Origin of the sequence: Streptomyces nidicola (genome assembly GCF_050106155.1) — a bacterium.
GTDB lineage: Bacteria > Actinomycetota > Actinomycetes > Streptomycetales > Streptomycetaceae > Streptomyces.
Genome location: NZ_JBNBPI010000001.1, coordinates 3,772,590 through 3,797,517 on the forward strand (window position 1 = coordinate 3,772,590; position 24,928 = coordinate 3,797,517).

20 protein-coding genes are annotated in these 24,928 nt (G+C 71.6%); 10 read left to right on the forward strand and 10 right to left on the reverse strand.

Going from position 1 to position 24,928, the window contains the following annotated elements:
* Window positions 1–190: 190 nt before the first annotated feature.
* The 3 genes from ACOKM3_RS17040 to ACOKM3_RS17050 form a co-directional block, all read right to left on the reverse strand.
* Window positions 191–1,918: a purine-cytosine permease family protein gene (locus tag ACOKM3_RS17040; RefSeq protein ID WP_426901374.1), complete on the reverse strand. Its 1,728-nt coding sequence runs from the start codon at window positions 1,916–1,918 to the stop codon at window positions 191–193.
* 176 nt (window positions 1,919–2,094) lie between these two features.
* Window positions 2,095–2,847 carry a GntR family transcriptional regulator gene (locus ACOKM3_RS17045; protein ID WP_426901376.1) on the reverse strand — a complete coding sequence of 251 codons (753 nt, stop codon included), beginning with the start codon at window positions 2,845–2,847 and terminating at the stop codon, window positions 2,095–2,097.
* A gap of 231 nt (window positions 2,848–3,078) precedes the next feature.
* The gene (locus ACOKM3_RS17050) at window positions 3,079–4,185 is read right to left on the reverse strand and encodes a threonine synthase (protein WP_426901378.1); all 1,107 of its coding nucleotides are present in this window, start codon (window positions 4,183–4,185) and stop codon (window positions 3,079–3,081) included.
* A gap of 572 nt (window positions 4,186–4,757) precedes the next feature.
* Between ACOKM3_RS17050 and ACOKM3_RS17055 the strand changes: the two genes are divergently transcribed.
* A complete protein-coding gene (locus tag ACOKM3_RS17055; RefSeq protein WP_426901380.1) occupies window positions 4,758–7,388 on the forward strand; it encodes a discoidin domain-containing protein in 2,631 nt (876 codons plus the stop codon).
* Here the strand turns inward: ACOKM3_RS17055 and ACOKM3_RS17060 are convergent.
* The 4 genes from ACOKM3_RS17060 to ACOKM3_RS17075 all read right to left on the reverse strand — a co-directional run bounded on the left by ACOKM3_RS17060 (window position 7,325) and on the right by ACOKM3_RS17075 (window position 11,631).
* Window positions 7,325–8,785, reverse strand: coding sequence for a sodium:solute symporter family protein (locus tag ACOKM3_RS17060; protein ID WP_426901382.1), 1,461 nt, complete (start codon window positions 8,783–8,785; stop codon window positions 7,325–7,327). The two genes, ACOKM3_RS17055 and ACOKM3_RS17060, sit on opposite strands and share 64 nt — an antisense overlap.
* Window positions 8,782–9,009, reverse strand: coding sequence for a hypothetical protein (locus ACOKM3_RS17065; RefSeq protein ID WP_426901384.1), 228 nt, complete (start codon window positions 9,007–9,009; stop codon window positions 8,782–8,784). Before ACOKM3_RS17065 ends, ACOKM3_RS17060 begins: the two co-directional genes overlap by 4 nt.
* A 48-nt stretch (window positions 9,010–9,057) precedes the next feature.
* A complete protein-coding gene (locus ACOKM3_RS17070; RefSeq protein ID WP_426901386.1) occupies window positions 9,058–10,491 on the reverse strand; it encodes an amidase in 1,434 nt (477 codons plus the stop codon).
* 123 nt (window positions 10,492–10,614) lie between these two features.
* Window positions 10,615–11,631 carry an Lrp/AsnC family transcriptional regulator gene (locus ACOKM3_RS17075; protein WP_426901388.1) on the reverse strand — a complete coding sequence of 339 codons (1,017 nt, stop codon included), beginning with the start codon at window positions 11,629–11,631 and terminating at the stop codon, window positions 10,615–10,617.
* A gap of 157 nt (window positions 11,632–11,788) precedes the next feature.
* Here ACOKM3_RS17075 and ACOKM3_RS17080 point away from each other — a divergent pair, with 157 nt between their 5' ends.
* The 6 genes from ACOKM3_RS17080 to ACOKM3_RS17105 are packed head-to-tail and all read left to right on the forward strand — an operon-like array spanning window position 11,789 to window position 17,666.
* The gene (locus ACOKM3_RS17080; protein ID WP_426901390.1) at window positions 11,789–13,051 is read left to right on the forward strand and encodes a flavin-containing monooxygenase; all 1,263 of its coding nucleotides are present in this window, start codon (window positions 11,789–11,791) and stop codon (window positions 13,049–13,051) included.
* Between the two features lie 13 nt (window positions 13,052–13,064).
* Window positions 13,065–13,520, forward strand: a complete 456-nt coding sequence (locus tag ACOKM3_RS17085) for a RidA family protein (protein ID WP_426901391.1) — start codon at window positions 13,065–13,067, stop codon at window positions 13,518–13,520.
* A complete protein-coding gene (locus ACOKM3_RS17090; protein WP_426901393.1) occupies window positions 13,517–14,194 on the forward strand; it encodes a DUF1028 domain-containing protein in 678 nt (225 codons plus the stop codon). Before ACOKM3_RS17085 ends, ACOKM3_RS17090 begins: the two co-directional genes overlap by 4 nt.
* Window positions 14,191–15,354 (forward strand): M20 family metallopeptidase, encoded by a 1,164-nt coding sequence (locus tag ACOKM3_RS17095; RefSeq protein WP_426901395.1) that lies wholly within the window; start codon window positions 14,191–14,193, stop codon window positions 15,352–15,354. The genes ACOKM3_RS17090 and ACOKM3_RS17095 overlap by 4 nt, the downstream gene beginning before the upstream one ends.
* Window positions 15,351–16,706 carry an MFS transporter gene (locus tag ACOKM3_RS17100; protein ID WP_426901397.1) on the forward strand — a complete coding sequence of 452 codons (1,356 nt, stop codon included), beginning with the start codon at window positions 15,351–15,353 and terminating at the stop codon, window positions 16,704–16,706. The genes ACOKM3_RS17095 and ACOKM3_RS17100 overlap by 4 nt, the downstream gene beginning before the upstream one ends.
* A gap of 42 nt (window positions 16,707–16,748) precedes the next feature.
* Window positions 16,749–17,666 (forward strand): LysR substrate-binding domain-containing protein, encoded by a 918-nt coding sequence (locus tag ACOKM3_RS17105; protein ID WP_426901399.1) that lies wholly within the window; start codon window positions 16,749–16,751, stop codon window positions 17,664–17,666.
* Window positions 17,667–17,678: 12 nt separating this feature from the next.
* Here the strand turns inward: ACOKM3_RS17105 and ACOKM3_RS17110 are convergent, their stop codons facing one another.
* Entirely contained in the window at window positions 17,679–18,290 is a 612-nt protein-coding gene (locus ACOKM3_RS17110; protein WP_426901401.1) for a TetR/AcrR family transcriptional regulator, read from the reverse strand.
* A 179-nt stretch (window positions 18,291–18,469) separates the two neighbouring features.
* Between ACOKM3_RS17110 and ACOKM3_RS17115 the strand changes: the two genes are divergently transcribed.
* The 3 genes from ACOKM3_RS17115 (at window position 18,470) to ACOKM3_RS17125 (ending at window position 23,005) form a co-directional block, all read left to right on the forward strand.
* Window positions 18,470–19,942, forward strand: a complete 1,473-nt coding sequence (locus tag ACOKM3_RS17115; protein ID WP_426901402.1) for an aldehyde dehydrogenase — start codon at window positions 18,470–18,472, stop codon at window positions 19,940–19,942.
* Between the two features lie 17 nt (window positions 19,943–19,959).
* Window positions 19,960–21,324 (forward strand): aminotransferase family protein, encoded by a 1,365-nt coding sequence (locus ACOKM3_RS17120; RefSeq protein ID WP_426901404.1) that lies wholly within the window; start codon window positions 19,960–19,962, stop codon window positions 21,322–21,324.
* A 118-nt stretch (window positions 21,325–21,442) separates the two neighbouring features.
* Window positions 21,443–23,005, forward strand: a complete 1,563-nt coding sequence (locus tag ACOKM3_RS17125; RefSeq protein WP_426901406.1) for an APC family permease — start codon at window positions 21,443–21,445, stop codon at window positions 23,003–23,005.
* On the opposite strand, the gene ACOKM3_RS17130 is transcribed toward ACOKM3_RS17125, so the two are convergent.
* A complete protein-coding gene (locus tag ACOKM3_RS17130; RefSeq protein WP_426901408.1) occupies window positions 22,920–23,447 on the reverse strand; it encodes a hypothetical protein in 528 nt (175 codons plus the stop codon). The genes ACOKM3_RS17125 and ACOKM3_RS17130 overlap by 86 nt on opposite strands.
* Before the next feature lie 115 nt (window positions 23,448–23,562).
* Entirely contained in the window at window positions 23,563–24,906 is a 1,344-nt protein-coding gene (locus ACOKM3_RS17135) for a NucA/NucB deoxyribonuclease domain-containing protein (RefSeq protein WP_426901410.1), read from the reverse strand.
* Window positions 24,907–24,928 lie beyond the last annotated feature (22 nt).

Here is a 24,928-nt window from a genome sequence, read left to right on the forward strand (position 1 = left end):
CATCGCGCCCTGCCTCCCATCCCCGAGGAAACCGCAAACCGCATATGCCCGAGCCTACGCCTGACCTTCACGCACCGGATACGGATTGGCACAAAGAGATACGCAACAAGCCACGAACCGAACGCGCGGACGATGAACTGAGGGGGCGCACCCCCGCGGGTACGCCCCCTCAGTCACCTCCGGTACGGCCTCAGCGCGTACGCACCTCCGGCATCGGCATCAGCACCGGTTCGCCCGTCGGCTTCTTGGTGCAGACGTCGCCGCAGTCGGCGTCGAGGGAACAGCAGAGCGAGCAGATCGGGCCGGAGTGGGCCGGGCAGTCGGCGATGTCCGGGAGTTCGTACGCGGTCTCGCAGACGCTGCACGTGTGGGTCGCGGTGATGTCGGTGCCCGCTGCGAGCTCGGCGTCCGGGCCGTTCACCGGGTTCGGCCGCGCCAGGTAGTACTTGCCCTTCGTGGCCCAGGCGATGAGCGGGCACAGGATCAGCGCGAGGCCCGCGGCGATGAAGGTGGAGAAGGCCTCGGCGTACCCGCCGAAGAGTCCGAAGAACGCCAGGATCGAGACGACCGAGGCGATCACCATGGCGCCGAATCCGGCCGGGTTCACCGCGTACAGGTACGCCCGCTTGAACTCGATGTACTTGGGGCTCCAGCCCACCCGCTTGTTGATGACGAGGTCGGCGGCGACGGCCGCGATCCAGGCGATGCCCACGTTCGAGTAGAAGCCGAGCAGTTTGTTCAGGGCCGCGAACATGTTCAGTTCCATCAGCGTCAGCGCGATGGCGAGGTTGAGGAAGATGTACCAGACGCGGCCGGGATGCCGGTGCGTCACGCGGGAGAAGAAGTTCGACCAGGACAGCGAACCGCTGTACGCGTTGGTCACGTTGATCTTGATCTGGGAGACCACGACGAAGAGGGCGGCGACGGGCAGCGCGACCGAGCCGAGCCACGGCTTGAGCGCCTCGACCTGCGGGGCGATGGGCTCAAGAGCGTGCGTCTTGCCGACCGCTTCGAGGGCCACGAAGGCGAGCAGCGCGCCACCGATCTGCTTGGCGGCACCGATGATCACCCAGCCGGGGCCTGCCGCGAGAACGGCCAGATTCCACCGCTTCTTGTTCGCCCCCGTCTTGGCCGGCATGAACCGGAGGTAGTCGGCCTGCTCGCCGATCTGCGCGATGAGCGAGAGCGCGACGCCGGTGCCGAGTCCGAAGCCGAGCCAGGAGAAGCCGCTGCCCGCGCCCTCGGTGCCGCCGAAGTGCGTGAACTCGCCGAACGAACCGGGCGACTTGAAGAGCAGGATCACGAAGGGCAGCACGAGGCCGATCAGCCAGATCGGCTGCGTCCACGCCTGCACCTTGGCGAGCGCGCCCATCCCGCGGAACACGATCGGGATCACGATCAGCGTGGTCACCAAGTACCCGATGGGCAGCGGAAGTCCGAAGACCTCGTGCATCGCCTGCGCCATGATCGAGCCTTCGAGCGCGAAGAAGATGAAGGTGAACGAGGCGTAGATGAGCGACGTGAGCGTCGACCCGAAGTAGCCGAAGCCGGCGCCGCGGGTGATCAGGTCCATGTCCAGGCCGTACTTGGCGCAGGCCCGGGCGATCGGGATGCCGGTGGTGAAGATGATCGCCGCCGCGCACAGGATCGAGGCGAGCCCGCTGGTGAATCCGTACGTGAAGACGATGGACGCGCCGATCGCGAAGTCCGCGAGATAGGCGATGCCGCCGAGCGCGGTGGAGGCGACGGTGGTCTCGGACCAGCGCCGGTAGGAGTGCGGGGCGTAGCGCAGCGAGTAGTCCTCGCGGGACTCGTCGGCGGCCAGCTTGGCGTAACTGCGCTTCGGGGCCCGCCCGTCGGGCCCTCCTGCGGGTGACCCGGACGCCGGGTCTGCGTGCGGTACGGCGGTCTCGGTCATGGCGGCTACCCGTTCCTCCGTCGGTATACCAACTGCGTACGGAGAGGGAAGTTAGGAGCCGGACATGACAATCCGGGGCAGCGCCCGATTGCCTGCCTGTTACGGGAGTTGGGCCGCGGTTAACTCGGGATCACGCGGCCCGGACGCGGCGCCCCGGAGATCGGGCGCGCCGCCGGCTACCGGACCGGCAGGTGGTACGCGATGCGGTAGCGGTCCGCGGGGACGACGACATCGGCCGTCTCGACCGGTCGGCCGGAGGCGAAGAAGGTCCGGTGGATGACGATCACGACGTGCCCCGGCACGCCGCCGAGCGCGCTCAACTCCTCGGCGAGGCCGGGGCGGGCGGCCACTTCCTCCGTCACGTTGTCCACAATCACGTCGATCGCGGCCATGCGCTCGGCCACCCCGCAGCCGCCGAGCGGGCCCTCCTCCGGGAGCATCACGGGCGTGCGCCCCGTCACGGCGAGGGGCTCCCAGGAGGTCGCGAGCATCATCGCCTCGCCCGCGTCCCGGTACACGTACTTGGTGCGCATCACCCGGTCGCCCGCGCGGATCGCGAGCCGCTCGGCGACGGAGGTGACCGCCTCGATCTGCTCGCTGCGCGACTCCCACGTCCCCCGCGCGTCCGGATCCGCCTGCTCCTGCCGGAACGGTGTGGAGCCACTGCTCGGCCGGTAGCCGGAGCGGGCGACGCGGCGCGGCACGGGCAGCTCGCGCACATAGGTCCCCGAGCCGGAACGGCCCTCGACGAGCCCCTCCGCCATCAGGACCTTGCGGGCCTCCAGGGCCACCGTGTCCGAAACCCCGTACTCCTCACGGATCTTGGCCTGTGAGGGAAGGCGGGTGTGCGGCGGCAGCGAGCCACTGACGATCTTCTTGCGGAGATCACCCGCAACGCGGAGATACGCCGGCTGCTCACCGAATGTCACTGGTTGTCCCCTCAGATCCCCATCAGATTGACAGACAGCAACAGCGTGGCAACCGTGGGTTGAGGCGTGCAAGCAAAGGCCAGAGAATCACTCGATGTGATGACTTCCGAGGTCAGACGACGCCAGAAGCCTTTACGCAGCGACTTTGCCCAGGTAGTGCATCATTCATACATCGGACCACGGTTCGAGCATTCATACGGTTCCGGGGGCTCCCGGGTCGACGGATCGGGTTCACGCGTCGCCGGGGACGAGCCCCGTCTTGAGCCCCGCGCCGCACAGCGGGACCACCGCGCTCCGGCTGCCGAGGGCGCCCTCGCGGGTCGCGGCCCAGCACACCGCGCCGGTCGACTCGACGTACAGGCCCCGGGAGGCGAGGTCGAGTTGGGCGTGCCGGATCTGGTCCTCCGTCACCGTGTGGAAGGCGCCGCCGGATTCGCGGACGGCGCGCAGGATCTGGCGGGCGCGCGGCGGGTTCGGGATGGCGATGCCCTCGGCGGCGGTGGGGGCCGGGGCCTCGTCGACGACGATCTCGTCCGATCCGGCCTGCCACGCGCGTGCCAGCGGGGCGACCGCGGCGGACTGCACGGCGTGCAGAGCGGGGCGGCGGTCGATCAGCCCGGCGTGGTGCAGTTCGGCGACGGCGAGGGCGGCGCCGAGCAGCAGCGTGCCGTTGCCCACGGGGAGGACCAGGGCCTCGGGGAGGCGGCCGCCCATGTCCTCCCACAGCTCGTGGACGTACGTCTTGGTGCCGTGCAGGAAGTACGGGTTGTAGACGTGGCTGGCGTAGAACACGCCGTCCTCGTCGGCGGCCGTGCGCGCCGCGCGGGCCGTGGCCTCGCGGTCGCCCTCGACCACTTCCAGGCGGGCGCCGTGGGCGCGGATCTGCTCCAGCTTCTTGGCGGACGTGCCTTCGGGGACGTAGACGGTGCAGGCGAGGCGGGCGCGGGCGCAGTAGGCGGCGATGGCGGTTCCGGCGTTGCCGCTGCTGTCGGCGATGACGCGGTCGGGGCCGAGGCGGGTGGCCAGCGCGGCGAGCATCACCGCGCCGCGGTCCTTGAAGGAGAGGGTGGGCATCAGGAAGTCCAACTTGGCGTCCACCTCGGCGGTGAGCGGGACGAGGGGCGTCCGCCCTTCGCCGAGGGTGCAGTCCGGGCGTGGGAGCGGGAGGCATTCGGCGTAGCGCCACATCGAATTGGTGCGGCCTGTCAGGGACTTGAGGGGGCCGGGGGTGGGTGAGTAGTCGAGGTCGAGGGGGCCCTGGCAGGACGGGCAGCGCCAGGTGAGGGAGCCGGCGGGAACGCGGGTGCCGTCGGCGGGGCAGTAGGTGGCGTGGCTCATGCGGTGACATTAGGCCGCCACGCCCTACGCCTTGGGCTCCGCCCCGGACCCGGCCTGGTCATCGCCCGACGGGGCTCAAAGATCGGGGCTCTGCCCGGACCCGGCTGATCCACCGCCCGACGGGCTCAAAGACCGGGGCTCCGCCCCGGACCCCGCTGCTCAAACGCCGCAGGGGCTAATTTTGCTCACCCTCCGCCTCGGGCACGAGAGGTGTCGTTTCCGCCTCGGGGGCCTGAGGTGCCACCGCCGCCTCGAAGCCTGAGATGCCGCCCCGCCTCGGGGACCTGAAGTGCCGCCGCCGCCTCGGGGACCTGAAGTGCCGTCTCCGCCTTGGGGCCTGAGGTGCCGCTGCCGCCCCGCCTTGGGCAATCTGCCGCCTTGGGCGGCAGGGTGGGCAAGGCGGCCCCCGGTGCCGCGCGCCCGTCACGGTAGGCGCCGACCCCGCGCACCCCTCACGGCAGGCGCCGGCCTCGCGCGCGCCCAGCACGGCACGCGTCGACCACGCCACCCGGATCGGCTAGCAACCGGCGCGCATACCCGGTTCCGTCCGTCCCGCGGACCACCCTCTCCCCATGACGTCAGCACGCCTCATCGCGATCGCCACCCTCACCGTCGGCGCCACCCTCGTGCCGCCCGCGCAGGCCGCGCCGTCCGCGCCCGGATGTGGTGGGACCGGCTGGAGCCTCGCCACTCGTACAGCCGACCCCACGAGTCCGTATCACGCATACGCCGGCAACGGGTATCTCGGTGTGCGTGTTCCGCCCGTCGGAACGGGTTACGCGCGGACCGGGGAGGGCGACGCCAAGACCGGGTGGCCGCTCTACACGCCCCCGTACGACGGCGCGTTCGTCTCCGGGCTGTACGGGCGCGGCCCCAAGAGCACCGCCCACCGCGAGGCCATCGCCGCCCTCCCCACCTGGACCACCCTCGACGTCCGGGCGCGCGGCGAGACGTACGGGCCGGGCAGCCGCACCACGGGTTACCGGCAGACGCTCGACATGCGCTGCGGCGTCGTCCGTACCGAGGTCACGTGGGTGCACAAGGACGGAAAGCGCACCGACCTGACGTACGAGGTCCTCGCCGACCGGGCGAATCCGCACGTCGGCGCCGTGCGGCTGCGCGTCGCACCCCACTGGTCGGGGGAAGTGACCGTCACCGACCGGATCGATGAGCGTGGCGCACGGCGGGTCACCGGCACCGGCAGCGGGCCCGCCGGAAAGCGCACGGCCGCCGTCGGGTTCCGCACCGACGGCTCCCGGACCGCCGGCACCGTCGCCACCACCCTCCGCTCCCCCGGCCGCACCCACACCGCCCGCCCCGCCGAGAACTCCCTCGGCACCAGCCAGTCCGCGGACTTCCACGCCACCGACGGCGCCACGTACGACGTCACGAAGTACGTGGGCGTCGACACCGCGCTCACGTCGAAGAACCCGCGGGCCGACGCCCTGCGCGCATCCAAGCGCGCCGCGGCCGCCGGCTGGGACGCGCTCGTCCTCCGGCACAACGCTGCCTGGCGGGAACTGTGGGCCGCCGACATCGAGACGCCCGGCCGCCCCGAGCTCCAGGCGCAATTGCGTGCCGCCCAGTACGGACTGCTCTCCTCGCTGCGCCCCGGCGCCCGCAACAGCATCGGGCCGACCGGCCTGAGCAGCGACAACTACGCGGGCATGGTCTTCTGGGACGCCGAGACGTGGATGTATCCGTCACTGCTCGCCACCCGCCCGGAGCTGGCGAAGCCGGTGCTCGAGTACCGGTACCGGACGCGCGACGCCGCCGCCGACAACGCGCTCAAGACCTCGCAGAAGGGGCTCATGTACCCCTGGACCAGCGCGAGTTCGGGGTCGCTTTGGAAGGAGTGCCAGAGCTGGAACCCGCCGCACTGCGTCACCCAGAACCACCTCCAGGGCGACATCGCGCTCGCCGCCTGGCAGTACTACCAGGCGACCGGCGACCGCACCTGGCTGCGCGAACGCGGCTGGCCGCTCCTCAAGGGGCTTGCCACGTACTGGAGTTCACGGGTGACTCCGAATGAGAAGGACGGGTCCTACTCCATCAAGGATGTTGCCGGGCCCGACGAGTACAGCAACGGGGTGGACGACGGGGTGTACACGAACGCCGTCGCCGCCACCTCGCTGCGGGACGCCACGAAGGCCGCCGCGCTGCTCGGCGAGCGTGCCCCCGCCGACTGGAAGCGGATCGCCGACCGGCTCCGGATCCCGTACGACAGCAAGCGCAAGGTCTTTCTCCAGTACGACGGTTACGACATCGACAAGGGCGCCGACATCAAGCAGGCGGACGCGGTGCTGCTGCTGTATCCGCTGGACTGGAAGCCGATGCCGAAGGGCGCCGCTGCCGCCACCCTCGACTACTACGCCGCGCACACCGACCGCGACGGCCCCGCGATGACGGACTCGGTGCACGCCGTCGCCGCGGCCGGGATCGGTGAGCCGGGCTGCTCGACGTACACCTTCCTGGAGCGGGCCTCGCGGCCGTTCTTCCGGGGTCCGTTCGGCACGTTCTCGGAGTCGCGGGGTGAGAAGGCTGGCGCGGGGGACGCGCTCGCGGGGACTCCCGCGCAGGACTTCCTGACCGGCAAGGGCGGTTTCCTTCAGGTCTTCACGCACGGACTGACGGGCATGCGGCTCCAGGACGGCGACGCCGTGCGGCTCGACCCGATGCTGCCGCCGCAGCTCTCAACGGGCGTGAACGTCAAGGGGCTTCAGTGGCGTGGGCGGACGTACGACGTCGAGATCGGCGCCAGGACCACCACGGTCCGGCTCAAGGGCGGCGCGCCGTTCGCCGTCGACACCCCGGACGGGCGCAGGGTCGTGACCGGCGCGGGACTCACTCTGCCGACCCGCCGCCCCGACCTCACGCCGACCACCGACCTGGCCCGCTGCAAGTCCGCGAAGGCGACGTCGGAGGACCCGGGCCAGTACGCGGGCGCCGCCGTCGACGGCAACCCGGCCACGACCTGGCTCCCGGCCCGACCGGGCGCCTCGCTCACCGTGGATCTCGGCGGCGTGCGCCCGGTGGACCGGGTGCGGGTGACCGGGGCGAAGGCGTACCGGCTGGAGACCTCGGTGAACGGCAGGGAGTGGGCCCCGTTTTTCGAGGTGGGGGCCGGGGCGAGCGCGCGTTACGTGCGGCTCACCGAGACCGGTGAATCGGCGGAGTCCGTCGGCGAGTTGACGGTTTCCTGAGGCCGGCCGCGTACGACGAGTTGGGCACCGGTCGTGACGACGATGTTGACGGCCAGCGCGATCAGGCCGGTGTCCACGGTGCCGACGTCGACGGAGCCGAACGTCAGCCATGCGAGCACCGCGACGCCGGTCAGGATGCCGATGAGCGCGGGCACGGCCCCGAGCCTGACCTTCTTCGCCAGGCCCATCACGATCGCCGGGGCGAGCTGGGTCAGACCGCCGTACGTGAGCAGCAGCAGGTCGGAGAGGAGGCCGGGGCGGGTCAGGCCGAGGACGAGGGCGAGGCCCGCCGCGGCCACCACGCACAGGTGGTTGGTGCGCAGCTGGGTGCGCTCGTTGCGGACGCTCAGCAGGTTGCGCGAGAGCAGGCTGGAGATGCCGACGACGATGGCCGCCGACGGCACCATCGCGGCGGAGGCCGCGGCGACCGCCACGAGCCCGACGAGCCAGCCCGGCAGGGTCTGCCCGGCGAGGGTGAGGGCGACGCCGTTGGGCTCGGTGCCCTTCTTCGCGAGCAGGACTCCGGCGAAGCCGATGACGATCGGGATGCCGAGGGCGACCTGGTAGAGGGGCAGCCAGATCGCGTTGGAGCGCAGCACGCGGCCGCTGCGGGCGGCGAGCACCGGCGGCCACAGGTGGGCCATGGTGCCGAGGCCGCCGCCGATGCCGGAGATGATGACGGCGGTGACGAAGAACGTGCCGTCGTAGCCCTCCTGGTCGAGCGTGAGCAGCTGGGGGTGGCTGTCGCGGATCGTGTCGAAGAGGCCGCCGATGCCGCCGTTGACCGACAGGGCGACGCCCGCGACGAGCACCACGAGCCCGATGATCATCAGCGCGTCCTTGAGGTAGGCGACCCGCGCGATGCCGCGGATGCCAGACCACAGGACGAAGACGACGGTCAGGACGGTGGCGAGGACCATGCTCAGGTTGCCGCCGGTGTGGCTGCCGGTAGCCAGCTGCACGATCATGCCCAGCCCGGTGATCTGCAGTTGCAGATACGGCAGCAGGAACACGGCGCCGACGACGGCGACGACCTTGCCGAGCAGCGGGCTGCGGTAGCGGTCGACGAAGAAGTCGGCCTGCGTCAAGTACCCGCCGCGCTGCCCGAGTTGGCGCATCCGTGGAGCGGTGAAGTACTGGAGGACGAAGTTGATGGCGAGGTAGCAGACCGCGAAGGAAGCGGCGACGCCGCCGCCGAAGGCGATGCCGGCGAGCCCCAGGAAGCTGAAGGTGGTGAAGGCCTCCCCCGCCTGCAGGAACCAGGTGGTGAAGGTGGAGAAGCCCCGCTTGGCGACCGTCCACTCGCCCAGTTCCTTGCTGGGGGCGCGGCGGCCGGTGACGCCGACGGCCGCGATGGCGACGATGCCGAGGACCGTGATGACCATGGTGCTGTTCACGCGGCGGCCCCCTGGTTCTCTTCCTCGTCCTCGGGCCGACCGGCGAACACGAGCCGGTCGACGACGGCGAGAGCCACGGTGGTGCCCACCGTCCAGAGCAGGCACCAGGCCAGCACGGACGGGATGCCGAACCACAGGTGGGGCCCGTTGACGAACGGCAAGAACGGAGTGCTGAGAAAGGCCAGAACGGGCACGGCGGCCCACAACATGTGCGGAGATCTCATCGGGGCTCCAGCGGAGGGGAGTTGAGCGTCGGGGCGCTCTGTGAGTCGCTACGGAAGGCTGGGCGCGCGGCGTCCGTGGCCGGTGGCCGCCTCGTAGGCGGCGCCGATCTCGAGGACGTCGCGTTCGGCGCGCGGCGGGCCCACGATCTGCAGGCCGACCGGAAGCCCCGTGTCGGTGAAGCCGGCCGGGACGGAGAGGGCGGGTGCGCCCAGGACGGTGAGCAGATACGCGGAGCGCATCCAGTCGAGGTAGCTGTGCTGCGGCTGCCCGTCGATGACGGTCGGGTACTCGATGTCGACGTCGAACGGCAGGACCTGGCTGACCGGGGCGATCAGCACGTCGTAGCGCTCGAAGAACCCGGCGGCCGCGAGGTGGATGCGGGTGTGCTCGGTGCGGGCGCGGGCCAGGTCGGCGGAGGTGAGCTTGATGCCCTCCTCGATGTTCCAGATCAGGCTGGGCTTGAGCTGCTCGCGGGAGGACTCCAGGAGCGGGCCGAGCCCGGTGCGGAAGGCCTGCGCCCGCAGGGTGCGGAAGACGTCCTCGGCGCCGTCCAGGTCCGGGCAGTCCTCGACGATGTGCGCGCCCGCCGCCTCGAACACCTTGACCTGCCGGGCGACGAGTTCGCGGACCTCGGGGTCGACGTGGACGCGGCCGCCGAGGTCGGGGGCGTACGCCACCCGCAGCCCCTTCAGATCGCGCTCCAGCGGGGCGCGGAACACGGATCCGGGGGTCTCCAGGGACTGCGGGCAGCGCGGGTCCGGGCCCGCCATCGCCGAGAGGAGGAGGGCGACGTCGGCGACGGTGCGGCCCATGGGTCCCGCGACGCCGAGCGTCTCCCACAGGTCGTTCGTGGGCAGCGAGGGCACGCGGCCCGGCGTGGTGCGCAGGCCGACGACGTTGCAGAACGAGGCCGGGTTGCGCAGTGAGCCGCCCATGTCGCTGCCGTCGGCGATCGGGGTGAGCCGGGCGGCGAGCGCGGCGGCGGCTCCACCACTGCTGCCGCCGGCCGAGCGCGCCCGGTCGTACGGGTTCCGGGTCGCGCCGAAGACGGGGTTGAAAGTGTGCGAACCGGCCGCGAACTCGGGGACGTTGGTCTTCCCGATACGGATCGCGCCGGCCGACTGGACGCGCTCGACGAGGAGTTCGTCCTCGTCGGGCACGTGCTCGGCGAAGAGCGGCGAGCCGTGCGTGGTGCGCATGCCGCGGGTGAGGTGGGTGTCCTTGAAGGCGATGGGCAGCCCGTGCAGCGGCCCCAATTCGGCTCCGGACGCCGCCAGTTCGTCCGCCTGGTCGGCTGCCGCCAGTGCGCCTTCCGCGTCGAGCGTGACGATGGCGTTGAGCGCCGGGTTCACGCGCTCGATGCGGTCGAGGTGGGCGGAGACGAGCTCGCGCGCCGACAGTTCGCGGCGGCGGACGAGACCGGCGAGCTCGACGGCGTCGAGCCCGCAGAGGGAGTCGGAATCGGTGGGGGGTACGGGCATGACCGTCCTCGGGCAGGAGGCGACTGTGTGCGCCCTCACACTGCGGCGAGCTGACGGTTTAAGTCAATGGCTCGTACTGGATGAACTTTTCGGACGCCAGATTTACGGAACTGGCATTTACGGTCACATCGTTGAAACCTCGCCCTGCGAGGCTCGAAGCGTGGACACGGTGGACACTCCGCTGCGCTTCCACGCCTCGACCACGAGGTGGGACTGCACGGACTCGGCCCTGCGCACCCACGCCGCTTCCGTCAGGAAGGCGTGCAGCGCCTCCTTCGACGGCTGCGTCACGTCGACGAGCAGCTGGTGCTCCCCCATGACCACGGCCGCGTACCGCACCAGCGGCGACTCGACGAGCAGCCGGCCCACCTCCTCGACCTCGCCGGGCCGGGTCCTGATCCACAGCAGCGCCTGCACGGGCAGGCCGAGCAGCGCGGGCTCCACGACCGCGCGGATGCTGACGAGCCCGGCGCGGCTCAGCGCGTCGACGCGGCGCCTGGCCGTGGCGACCGAGACCCCGGCGACGGCGGCGAGTTCGTCGTTGGTGCAGCGCCCGTCCGCGGCGAGGGCGCGCAGGATGGCCTCCTCGTCGGGCGCGAGCTCGACGTCGTCGAGGCCCACCCGGTCGTCCCGCCGCTCGCCACCCCCGAGCGCCTCCACCTCGGCGTCGTCGAGGATGCCGGGCGACCACTCGTGCACGGTGCGGAAGTAGCGCAGCACGGGCGAGACCTGCTGCTGCACGAGCCCCGGAAGGGCGGGCACCTCGTCCAGCATCAGGCGCCCCAACTGCCCTGGCGGGCACTGCAGTTCCGCCACACAGTCGGCGACGCCCGCGAGCACGTACGAGAAGACGACGTCGGGCCGCCGGGCCGTGGCGAGGGCCGCCTCCCGCACGGATCCCGGCCGGCAGTTCATCCGCAGGATCACGGTCTCACCGCGCACGACGAGCCCGCGCACCGCGACGTCCCCGCTCTCCACGAGCCGGTGCCCGCGGCGCGCCACCTTCCGCTCCGGCTCCCCCAGCACATCGGCGATCCGCCGCCAGGAGGCCCGGCCGTCGATCTGGAGGGCGGCGACGATGCGGCGGTCGAGCTCGCCGAGGGGAGCGGGGGGCGCGGTCGGATTCTGCTCGGTGGTCACGGAACGACCCTAGTCGAGCCACACGGACCCACATCTGAAAAACAGATCACTCACCCCGGAAACATCTGTTGGACAGGGTTGAGGGGGCGGCGAAGGATGTCCCGTGCGGTGCCGCGGAACCAGCGATGGACCAACTACCGCTTGAGTGGAGGCTTCAATGCCCAATGAAGAAACGGACGTTGTCGTCGTAGGTGCAGGTCAGGCCGGTATCGCGATGAGCGAGCACCTGGGGAACCTGGGCATCGCGCACATCGTCCTCGAACGGGACCGGATCGCCGAGCGATGGCGCACCCAGCGCTGGGACTCGCTCGTCGCGAACGGGCCCGCCTGGCACGACCGGTTCCCGAACCTGGAGTTCCCCGACGTCGGCCCCGACGCCTTCGCGACGAAGGAGCAGGTCGCGGAGTACTTCGAGCACTACGCCGAGAAGATCGACGCCCCGGTGCGGTGCGGCGTCGAGGTGTCCAAGGTGCGCAAGCACGAGGGGCGCCCCGGCTTCCGGGTCGAGACGTCCGAGGGCACCATCGACGCGGGGTTCGTGGTGGCCGCGACCGGGCCCTTCCAGCGGCCCGTGATCCCGCCCATCGTGCCGGAGGGCGCGGTCCGTACGCAGATCCACTCCAGCGAGTACCGAAACCCGGAGCAACTGCCCGAGGGCGCGGTGCTCGTGGTCGGTGCGGGTTCCTCGGGCGTGCAGATCGCCGACGAGCTGCGCCGCAGCGGCCGCCGCGTGTTCCTGTCCGTGGGGCCGCACGACCGTCCGCCGCGGCAGTACCGCGGACGTGACTTCTGCTGGTGGCTCGGGGTGCTCGGCCTGTGGGACCTGACGACGCCGCCGCAGGGCGCCGCCCACGTGACCATCGCGGTCAGCGGGGCGCGCGGCGGCCACTCCGTGGACTTCCGCGAGCTGGCCGGCACCGGCATCGAACTCCTCGGCATGACCTCCGCGTACGAGGACGGGCTGCTGAGCTTCGCGCCCGACCTCGCCGAGAACATCGCGCTCGGCGACGAGAAGTACCTGGAGCTGCTGCGGGCCGCCGACGCGTACACCGAGCGCAACGGGCTCGACCTCCCCGAGGAGCCCGAGGCCCACGTCCTCGGCCCCGACCCGGAGTGCATGACGAACCCACGCCTCGCGCTCGACCTGGCCGCGGCCGGTGTCACCTCGATCGTCTGGGCCACGGGCTTCGCCGCCGACTACAGCTGGCTCGACGTCGACGCGTACGACGAGAACGGCCGCCCCGACCAGCGCCGCGGGGTCTCCACCGAGCCCGGCGTCTACTTCCTGGGCCTGCCCTGGCTGTCCCGGCGCGGCTCCAGCTTCATCTGGGGTGTCTGGCACGACGCCAAGTACGTCGCCGACCACATCACGACCCGGCGCGGATACCTCTCGTACCCCGAACCGCAGCACCAGGACTGAGGAGCAGAGCACCATGGCCAACGCCCCGATCGTGGCCGGCGGGCACACCCGGATCCGGCCGTTCAACACCCGCGACACCTACCCCGAGCAGAACCTCGACAACGACCTCTGCCAGGCCGTCGTCGCCGGAGACACGGTGTACGTCCGCGGCCAGATCGGCCAGGACCTCGACACCAGCGAGAACGTCGGCGTCGGCGACGCGGAGGCGCAGGCCGAGCGGGCCATGGCGAACATCAAGATGCTGCTCGAGGAGTCGGGCAGCCGGATGGAACACCTGGTCAAGCTGACGATCTACCTGATCGACCCGCGCTACCGGGAGGCCGTGTACCGCACGGTCGGCCGCTGGACCAAGGGCGTCCACCCCATCTCCACCGGCATCGTGGTCTCGGCGCTCGCCCGCCCGGAGTGGCTGTGCGAGATCGACGCGGTCGCGGTGATCCCGAAGGGCGCGAAGGAGGCGCGGGCATGACGTTCTCCCTGGTGGTACGCGACGGTGAGCGGTTCGGCATCGCGGGCAGCTCGTCGAGCCCCGCGGTCGCCGCCCGCATCGCCCATCTGCGGCCCGGCGTCGGCGCGGCGAGCTCGCAGAACATCACCGACCCGACGCTCGGCACGAGCCTGCTCGACGCCCTCGCCGAACACGGCGACGCGGAGCGTGCGCTCGCCGGGGTCACGGGCGACCCGCGCCACGAAAAGACCATCGCCTACCGGCAGTTGACCGTTCTCGGCCGCACCGGCCCCGGCTTCGCGTACAGCGGCCCGCACACCCTCGGCACGTATGCGAGCGCCACCGCCGAAGGCGCCGTCGCGGCGGGGAACATGCTCTCCGGCAAGCACATCCCCGGCGTGCTCCTCGATGCGTACGCGGACGCCACCGGCGAGCTGGAGGAGCGGCTGATGGCCGCCATGAAGGCCGCCGTCGCGGCGGGCGGCGAGGAGGGCCCGGTGCACTCGGCGGGTCTGGCGGTCGTCGCCGATGTCGGCTGGCGGGTCACCGACCTGCGGATCGACTGGGCGGACGACCCGATCGACCGGCTCGGCGAACTCCTCGACGTATGGCTGCCGCAGCGGGACGACTACGTGACGCGCGGCCTCGACCCGGCGAGCTCGCCCTCGTACGGCGTTCCGGGGGACGAACGATGAGTGCCGTCAAGGACGCCGCCCGCAAGGAGGTCGACCGGCACGCGAGTCAACTGATCGCCCTGTCCGAGCAGTTGCACGCCGATCCGGAGACCGCCTGGGAGGAGCACCGGGCGGCCGCCGCCGTACCGGAGCTGCTCGACCGGGCCGGATTCGACGTCACGTCGAAGTACCTGGGCCTGGACACCGCGTTCCACGCCTCGTTCGGCAGCGGGCCGCGGCGGATCGCGCTGTGCGCCGAGTACGACGCGCTGCCCGGCCTCGGCCACGCCTGCGGGCACAACCTCATCGCAGCCTCGTCCGTCGGCGCCGCCCTCGGCCTCGCCGCCGTGGCCGACGACCTGGGGCTCACCGTGGAGGTCTACGGCACCCCGGCCGAGGAGGGCGGCGGCGGCAAGATCGAGCTGCTCGACCGGGGCGCCTTCGCCGGGGTCGACCTCGCGATGATGGCGCACCCCGCGCCCGTCGACGTCGCCGAGGCGCAGCCGTTCGCGGTCAGCCACTCCAAGGTCGCGTACACCGGGAAGTCCGCGCACGCCGCCGCCTACCCGGAGGCCGGGGTCAACGCGGCCGACGCCTTCACCGTGGCCCAGGTCGCCATCGGCCTGCTGCGCCAGCAACTCCCGTCCTCCGCGCGGGTGCACGGCGTCGTGACCCACGCCGGGGACGCCCCGAACGCCATCCCGGAGCGCGCCTCGGGCCGCTGGTACGTGCGCGCCGAGACCCTCGCGGAACTCGCCGAGCTGGAGCCGCGCGTCATGCGGGCCTTCGAGGCGGGCGCCCTCGCGACCGGCTGCGAGCTGGAGATCGAACCGGAGAGCAAGCCGTACGCGGAGTTCCGCGCGGACGAGACCGCGCTCGCGCACTACCGCGCCAACGCCCTCGATCTCGGGCGGGAGTTCGCGCCGCCCGGACAGGCCGCGCGCATGAACCGCGCCTCCACCGACATGGGCAACGTGTCGCAGGTGGTGCCCGCCATCCACCCCTACATCGGCATCGGCTCCCTGCCCGCCACCAACCACCAGCACGAGTTCGCCGCGTACTGCGTGGGCGGCACTGCCGAGCGGGCGCTGCTCGACGCGGCGGTCGCGCTGGCCTGGACGGGCGTGGACCGCGCCGGACCGTCCGAAGACTCCGGTCCATCCGAGGAGGCGACGACATGACCGTGACCGAGCAGTCCGGAACCGACGTGCCGACCGATGTCGCGACGCTGCGCAGGAGCGTCGCGGCCGGGGCCGTCGGCGTCTTCGTGCACTGGTTCGACTGGGCGGCGTACGCGTATCTCGCTGGCACCGTCGCGACCGTGTTCTTCCCCGCCGACGACAGCACGACCGGGCTGCTCGCCGTGTTCGGCGTCTTCGCGGTCTCGTTCGGCGTCCGGCCGATCGGCGCCCTGGTCTTCGGGCCGCTCGGCGACAGGATCGGCCGCAAGCGCACGCTGTCCCTGGTCATCTTCATGATGTCCGGCGCGACCCTGGCGATCGGGCTGCTCCCCGGCTACGACTCGATCGGCATCGCGGCGCCGATCCTCCTGGTGGTGCTCCGCCTCTTCCAGGGGTTCGCGGCGGGCGGCGAGTTCGGCAGCGCCGCCAGCTTCCTCGCCGAGAGCGCGCCGCGCCGCCGCCGCGGTTTCGGCGTGAGCTGGCTGGAGGTCGGCTCGCTGCTCGGCTTCCTGGCCGGCTCGTTCGTCTTCCTGCTGCTGTCCTCGGGGCTCGACGAGGCGCAGCTCACCTCCTGGGGCTGGCGGATCCCGTTCCTGATCGCGGCGCCGCTCGGCGTCATCGGCGTGATCATCCGTAACAAGATCGAGGACACCCCGGAGTACCGGGCCCTCGAAGCGAACGACACGGTCCCGCGCAGCCCCGCCCGCGAGCTGCTGCGCACCCACAAGCGCCAACTGCTCCAGGCGGCGGGCCTGATGACGGCCATGCACGTGCCGTTCTACGCGGTCCTCACCTACCTCGTCACGTACGAGACCGACCACCTCGGCCACTCCGCCGACAGCGCGGCCCTGCTCTCCACCGTGATCTCCCTGCTCGGCCTCGTGCTCGTGCCGCTGTTCGGCGCGCTGTCCGACCGGGTGGGGCGCAAGCCGGTGTTCATCGGGGCGACGGCGGCGCTGTTGGTCGTATCGACTCCCGCGTTCTGGCTGATGCGGACCGGGATGGCCGGGACCTGGATCGGCGGGCTCGCGCTCGGCGCGATCCTGGCGGCGATCCTCGGCACGTACGCGGTGTGGTCGGCGGAGGTCTTCCCCACGCGCACCCGGCAGAGCGGGCTCTCCATCTCGTACAACGTGACGGCGGCGCTGTTCGCGGGCACCGTGCCGTACCTGATGACGCTGCTCATCTCGGCGACCGGGAGCACGCTGGTGCCCGGCCCGTACCTGATGGTGTTCGCCGTGGGCGGGCTCGTCGCGGCGCTGTCCCTGAAGGAGACGGCGGGCTCCGCGCTGCTGCACCCCGAGGACGTACGGGAGTCGGCCTCCTCGGTACGGGAGGAGAGCGCCGCTTAGAGTCTCGGGCACGCACCCGGTTCATCTGGCACGAGGTCCCGCATGACGTCTCCGCTCGGTTTCACGCTCGTTCAGCTGCGCTACTTCCTGGTCGCGGCCGAACGCGGCTCGATGACGGAGGCGTCCGCGGAGCTGCACATCGCGCAGTCCGCCGTGTCCGCCGCCATCCACAACCTGGAACGCGACCTCCAGGTGCAGCTGTTCATCCGCCGCAGGGGCCGGGGACTGACCCTGACCCCCGCCGGGGAGCGGCTGCGGGCGCAGGGCCGTGACCTCCTCGCCCGCGCGCGCGAGGTCGAGCGGGAGGCGCGCGGCGACGGCGCGGAGCTGTCGGGCCCCGTGACGGTCGGCTGTTTCGTCACCCTGGCCCCGTACTACCTGCCGCGCCTGTTCAGCGAGTGCACGCGCCGCCACCCGGGCATCGAGATCGACGTGGTGGAGGCGGAGGCCGACGAACTCGTCGAGGCCCTGACGACGGGCCGTATCGACTTCGCCCTCACGTACGACCTGGGCCTGTCGACCGAGCCGGAGCTGCGCAGCGAGACGATCGCCCGCGCCCCCGCCTACGTCATCGTCGCGGCCGACCACCCCCTCGCCGGCCGGGGCAGCGTCTCCCTCGCCGACCTGTCCGCCGAGCCGCTCGTCCTCCTCGACCTCCCGCACAGCCGCGACTACTTCCGCTCCCTCGTCGCCGCCACCGGCACCGCCCCCGACGTCCGCTACCGCACCCGCAGCTACGAGACCGTGCGCTCCATGGTGGCCCGCGGACTCGGCTACTCCGTGCTCAACCAGCGCCCCGCGACCGGTCTGACCTACGGCGGGGGCGAGATCGCGGAGCTCGAACTCCGGGACGCCGGGCGGCCGTTGGAGGTCAGGATCGCGTCGCTCGGCGGCATGACGCAGAGCGCCCGGTCCCGCGCGGTGATGGACGTACTGCGGGAGAACGCCGACGCCACGTGAGGCATCAAGGCGTCACAGGTCGGCGCAGCCCGTGACCGCCCGCGCATGGACACGTATGAGCCGCTGCGCCTCGGCCCGCGTCAGCCCGGCGTTGCGGCTCACGATGTGCAGCCCGTAGCCGTCCTCCAGCGCGACCAGGTTCCTGGCCAGGTCCCCCACGGGCCCCGCCAACGTGAACACCCCGGTCGCGGCGCCCACTTCGAGCACGGTGACGTACAGGCCCACCTCGCCGGCGAACAGTGAGGCCATCAGCTCGGCGTGTCCGGGGCTGCGGTCGGCCCGGCCGTGCAGTTCGTAGAGCAGCCCGTGCGTCGCGTCGTCCGGGGCGGAGGGCAGCCCGGAGGCGATCAGCGCCCGCAGCCGCGCCACCGGGTCGGCCACCTCGTCGGTGACCTCGTGCCGCGCGGCCAGATAGCGCTCGACGGCCCCCCGGTGCACCTCCAGGACCAGCTCGTCCAGCTCCGGGTAGTAGTAGAGGACCGACCCCGCGGACATGCCGGCCTCCGCCGCGATGTCCTTGATCCGCAGCCCTTGAAGCCCACGCTCCGTGATGGCCCGCCCCGCCGCGTCCACGAGCGCCTCGCGCCGCGCGGTCTGGTTCTTCGGTCTCCCCGGTTTACCCATGCGGTTAATTCTCTGTTACCGAGTTCAAGGAAATCAAGCCGATCACGCGGAACCCATTGACGGGCCGCTGACGCATTGTTTGAATCCAACTTCAAAGATCTCGCCGCGGTCCCGGCCGGATCGCTCTCGCACAGACCGCTCCCGTACGCCCCGTGCCGTACGCAATCGAAGGTCACCGCATGACGACGCACTCGCACTGGCGGCAGCGCGCCGCCGAGTTCGCACCCCGCACCCGCCTCTACATCGACGGAGCGTGGGCCGACCCCTCGGACGGGGAGTGGCTCCCCACCGTCGACCCGGCCACCGGCAAGACCGTCGCCGACGTCGCGGTCGCCTCGGCCGCCGACGTCGACCGGGCCGTGGCCGCCGCCCGCGCCTCCTTCGAGGACGGCCGCTGGTCGCGCGCCGACCCGGCCGAACGCAAGCGCGTCCTCCTGGAGCTGGCCCGCCTGATCGAGGCCAACGGCGAGGAGCTCGCCCTCTGCGACACCCTCGACATGGGCAAGCCGATCGCCGAGTCGTACGGCACCGACGTGCCCGGCGCCGCCGGCGTCTTCGCCTGGTACGCCGAGGCCATCGACAAGCTGTACGACGAGGTGGCGCCCGCCCCGCCCGGCAATCTCGCCCTGGTGCGACGCGCACCGCTGGGCGTGGTCGGCGCGGTGGTGCCCTGGAACTTCCCGCTGGACATCGCGAGTTGGAAGCTGGCTCCCGCGCTCGCGGCGGGCAACAGCGTCGTGCTCAAGCCCGCCGAGCAGTCGCCGCTCTCCGCTCTCCGCCTCGCCGAACTCGCCACGGAGGCCGGTCTTCCCGACGGCGTCCTGAACGTCGTCCCCGGCCCCGGCGAGGTGACGGGCCGCGCGCTCGGCCTGCACCCGGACGTCGACACCCTCGTCTTCACCGGCTCCACCGCCGTGGCCAGGAAGTTCCTCGGCTACTCCGCCGAGTCGAACATGAAGCAGGTGTGGCCCGAGGCCGGCGGCAAGAGCCCCAACGTGGTCTTCGCCGACGCCGACCTGGAGGCCGCCGCGGAACGCGCCGCGTGGGGCTTCTCGTACAACGCCGGGCAGGTCTGCTCCTCCAACACCCGGCTCCTGGTGGAGGCTTCGATCGCCGAGGAGTTCACCGCCCGCGTCGCCGAGCACGCCCGCGCCTGGGTCCCCGGCGACCCGCTCGACCCCGCGACCCGGATCGGCCCGCTGGTCGACGAGGCGCAGGTGGAGCGGGTGCTCGCCGCGGTGCGCTCCTCGGGCGGCACGCTCGCATGCGGCGGCACCCGGCCCGACCGCGAGGGCGCGTACCTGGACCCGACGGTCGTCACCGGTCTCGCCCCCGAATCCCCGCTCGTACGCGAGGAGTTGTTCGGCCCGGTCCTCGCCGTCCTGCCGTTCCGCGACGAGGCCGAGGCGATCCGCCTCGCCAACGACTCCGCGTACGGCCTGGCTGCCTCCGTATGGACGCGGGACATCGGGCGCGCGCACCGCGTCGCCGACGCCCTGACCGCGGGCACCGTCTCCGTCAACACCGTCGACGCGCTCAGCCCGCTCACCCCCTTCGGCGGCTTCAAGCAGTCGGGCCACGGCCGCGACCTCTCCCTGCACTCCTTCGACAAGTACACGGGCCTGAAGACCACGTGGATCGCGTTCAACTGAAAGGGCTTGACCACACCATGAGCCGCACCGCAGACCGGACCGCAGACCAGCTCGCCGACCTCGACCGGGCGCACATCATCCACCCCTACCTTCCGGGCAGCGCCACCGAGCGCGTCGTGATGACCGAGGGGTCGGGCTGCCGACTGACCGACTCCGAGGGGCGGAGCTACCTCGACGCCACCGGCGGCCTGTGGCTGGCGCAGGTCGGGCACGGGCGCGAGGACCTGGCGGACGTCGCCCACGAGCAGATGAAGAAGCTCGAGTACTTCACGAGCTTCTGGGAGTTCTCCAACGACCGCGCGATCGAACTCGCCGCCCGGCTCGCGGAGTTGGCGCCGGACCCGCTGAACCACGTCTACTTCACGTCCGGCGGCTCGGAGGGCAACGAGGCCGCCATCAAGATGGCCCGCTACTACCACCACCGCCGCGGCGACACGAACCGCACCTGGATCCTGGCGCGCGACAAGGCGTACCACGGCATCGGCTACGGCGGCGGCTCGGCCACCGGTTTCCCGCTGTACCACGAGGGCTTCGCCCCGATGATGCCGCACGTCTCGCACCTGACGCCGCCGTGGCCGTACCGCACGGAGCTGTACGGCGGCGAGGACCCCACCGACTTCCTCATCCGGGAGCTGGAGGAGCGCATCGCGGAGATCGGCGCGAAGAACATCGCGGCGATGATCGGCGAGCCCATCATGGGCGTCGGCGGCATGCTCGTCCCGCCGGCCGACTACTGGCCGCGCGTGCGCGAGGTCCTGGACCGGCACGGCATCCTGCTCATCTTCGACGAGGTCGTCACCGCGTACGGGCGCGTGGGCGAGTGGTTCGCCGCCCAGTACTTCGGCGTCACGCCCGACATCATCGTCACCGCCAAGGGCATCACCTCCGGCTACGTGCCGCTGGGCGCGCTGATGGTCGCCGACCAGGTCGCCGAGGTGCTGCTCCGGGACCACGGCTTCCCCATGGGTTACACGTACAACGGCCACCCCGTCGCGACCGCCGTCGCCCTCGCCAACCTCGACGTCATCGAGAAGGAGGGCCTGCTGGGGCGGGCGAAGACGATCGGCGCGACGCTGCACGGCGAACTCCAGTCCCAGCTCGGCGACTTGCCGATCGTCGGCGAGATCCGCTCGGTCGGCATGATGCTCGCGGTGGAACTGGTGGCCGACCGCGCCACCCGCGCCCCGCTCCCCCTGAACCCCGACCGGATGCCGCACGACGTGATCCGCCGCGAGACCGGCGTCATCGTCCGCGACTCCGCGCACAGCCTGGTCCTGTCCCCGCCGCTGATCATGACGGAGACCGAGACCAAGGAGGTGGCCTCGGCGCTGCGCGGCGTACTGGAGCGCACGGACGCCTCCGGAGAGATCCGGGAGGCGTGACAGTACGGGGCCCGGCGGCACGCACCGCCGGGCCCCGGCCCGCACGTGGTCACGCCCGCACCCCGCACACCCGCACGCCTCAGCTCGCAGTCCCCGACTCCCGCCTTAGGACCTGCCCGTGCCCACGAACAGCCCCTCCGCAGCACCACAAAAGCCGCACGACACCACGCCGGACTCGAACTCGAACCTGAAGCGCAGCCTGAAGCGCTTCGACATCACCGCCATGGCCGTCGCCGCGGTGATCTCCTTCGACACCATCGGCCAGATCGCCACCGGCGGGGGCGAGGCGGCCACCTGGACCGCCGCGATCGCCCTGTTCTTCCTGCTCCCCTACGCCCTGCTGTTCGCGGAGACCGGCGCCGCGTTCCCGCAGGAGGGCGGCCCGTACGTCTGGGTGAAACTGGCCCTCGGCCGCCCGGCGGCGGCCCTCACCACGCTCTTCTACTGGGTCACGAACCCGATCTGGCTGGGCGGTTCACTGGTCTTCCTGGCCGCCGAGACCTGGGACGGCTTCGTCTTCCACCTGGGCTCGGGAACGTTCGCCGACTACACGTTCAAGCTGCTCTTCGTGTGGATCGCGATCCTCACGGCGATCGTCTCGCTCAGCCGCGGCAAGTGGATCACGACGGCGGGCGCTGCGGTGAAGGTCCTGTCGCTGGCGCTCTTCACGATCACCGCGATCCTGTACGGGGCGGAACACGGCTTCCAGGGCCTTTCCCAGGCCCACTTCGCCCCGACGACAGCCGGCTTCCTCGCCCTCGTCCCGATCCTGCTCTTCGCCTACGTAGGGTTCGAGGCGCCGAACGCGGCGGGCGAGGAGATGCACGACCCGCAGCGCGACGTCCCCGCGGCGCTGGGCCGCTCGGCGACGATCGCGGCGGCCTGCTACCTCCTCCCGGTCCTGGCGCTCCTCGCGGTCGTCCCCGCGAACAAGGTCACCGGGATCGGCGGCTTCATGGAGGGCGTCCGCCTGGTCTTCGGCGTCTACGGCCCCGCGGCAGGCCCCCTCCTCACCACCACGGCGGTGATGTTCGTCTTCGCCCTCCTCACGCAGGGCAGCGCGTGGATGATCGTCAGCGACCGCATGCAGGCGATGGCGGCGGCCGACGGCGGCTTCTTCAGCCGCGCGCTGGGCGCCTTCCACCCGAAGCTCGGCACCCCGGTCCGCACGAACCTGCTCTCCGGCGCGGTGGCCACGGTGTTCATGCTCGCGGCGATGCAACTGGTGAAGGGCGACACGGGCGCGATCTTCAGCGTGGTCCTGACGGTGGCGGTGACGACACTTCTCCTCTCCTACCTCCTGGTCGTCCCCGCCCTGGTCGTCCTGCGCGTACGCCGCCCGGAGGTCCCCCGCCCCTACCGAGTCCCGTTCGGCAACCGGGGCTTCATGGCCTGCGCGGTTCTCGTCTACGCCTGGATCCTGGTCGGCTCCTGGTCGGCCCTCTTCCCTGGCGTCCTGGAGTCCGTCTTCGGCATCGACTACGACTTCATGGCCGTCTGGGGCGTCTCCCGCACCACGTTCGAGACCTTCACGCTGGGCACGATCGTGGTGCTGCTCCTGGTGGGCACGGCAGGCCTGGCGACGGCGCGCCGCTCTACCGGCAGGGGTGCAGGCGCAGATGCCAGTGTTCGAGGCCCGTGGGAGGTTCCGGGTCGAGGTCGTCCTCGTCGTCCGCGGTGAGCCAGGCCTCGAAGGCCTCGCGGGCAGCGGCGCGGCCGCGGCAGCGGGCCTGAAGGGTGTAGATGCCGGCCGGGACGGGCAGCACGCAGTCCGCACCGAGTGCGGACACCCCGGAGACCAGGGCGAGTTCGGGTCCCGCCACCTCGATCTCGTGGGAGACCTGTAGGTCCCACGGCCCTTCCGGCTCCGGCCCCGGGGCCTGCCACAGTTCGAGTACGGCCGCTACGTCCGCGTCCTCCAGGGCACTGAGGAAGACGGCGAGGTCCGGGCCCGAGCCGATGGTGACGGGGGTGTCCTCGGTGGGTGCGGGGGCGGGGCGCAGCGGGCCCGAGTGCGGGTCGCTGAGCCGGAAGACGCGGTGCTCGACGAGGACGAGTCCGGCCGCACGGGCGAGAGGGGCGCGCGGGCCTGGCGTGGCAGTGTCGTCGTGGGCGGTCGACACGGGTGGCCTCCCTGGGCATGAGGTTGCGCGGTGGCGGAGGGCGGCCGGCGTGGCCGCCCTCCGCCACCGCGCGGTCAGGGCTGCTCCCCTCCGGCTGCCGGAAGGAAGGTCGTACTCATGGGACGCGCACCTGGAAGGCGTCGTTCCATCCGTCGCTGCCCATGATGCGCTGGGCCGCGTAGAAGCGGTTCAGATCGGTGCCCGCGTCCTGGTTGTCGGTGCGGTTGATGGGTTTGACGACGTAGTCGCGCACGCCGTCCGCCTTGTTGACCGCGCCTTCCCGCGTCGAGGCCATCGGGTACTCGTCGCAGTCGGTGTTCGGCGCCGGGTACTTGCCCGGGAAGAAGTTGGTGCAGGCCCGGGTGGCGACTCCGCGGTGGCGCCGGATCTCCGTCGCGTTCGCCGAGCGGTGCAGCACCGTGGGGATGGCCTTGGGCCGGCTCGACGGCGGCTGGGTGGTGCCGGGAGTGTTCTGGGCCTCCCAGATGTTCTGGGCGGTCTGCGGACTCTCCGTCTTGTCGACGGTCCAGGTCGGCGTCGGGGCCCAGGGGAACACGCAGCCCTGTCCGGCACCCGAGCGCAGCAGGTAGCTCGCGCGGTCGCAGCGCGCCTGGCTGGGGTCGCTGCGCTGGGTGCTCGGCCCGATGTCGCTGACGACGGTGGCGACCCACCGCAGGTCCGCGGTGGCGAGCGCGTTCGGGGCGGCGCCGCCGTCCTGGGCGAAGCTCGCGTACTCGAAGGAGGTGCCCTGGGCGACCCAGCTGTCCACCGGGCGTGTGGTGCCGCCGACGTCGCGGGTGCACGAGCCGCCGCCGGAGGTCACGTCGCAGGTGCTGCCGATCGTCAGAGGGACGCCGCTGACGTCGCCGGCCACGCGCCAGTTCCCGACGTAGGTGACCTCCAGGACGTCCCGGAAGTCGCTGTCGTTCTTCGTGTAGTGGATGACGGCCATATCGGCGTAGGCGTTGCCCGCGACGCTGCAGAACCACGAACCGATGAGGCAGTCCACCTTCTGCACCCACAGGCGCTTCCCCTGGCAGCTGGCGAACCGCCCCTTGGCCCAGCCCCTGCCGGAGAACGAGCTGTCGTGGCCGAGGCATTCCTCCGGCGTGATCGACTGCGAGGGAGAAGGCACCGGCGGATCGGCCAAGGTTCCTGCGCCGCCCCCGTCCTCGGGCTCCTGTGTGGCGGATCCCCCGGAGGAGTCCCGCGCGAAGAACTTCTTGGCGGGCGGTGCGGACAGGCCGTCGTCATCGACGCGGGGTGCGGAGAACGAGGAGGCGGGAAGGTCGTCGAGTACGCGGAGCGTCGCCCGGACCTCCGTCTTCCCCGACGGCTCTGGCGAGGCGGCCGCCGCGGGCGGGGCCGTGACCGCCCCCGCTAACAGGAGCCCGAGGACGGCCCCCGCGAGCATCCTCGACCGGCGCGAGGCTATGGAACCCCGTTGTCTTTTGCGCATGATTACCCCCAGTTGGTCGCCT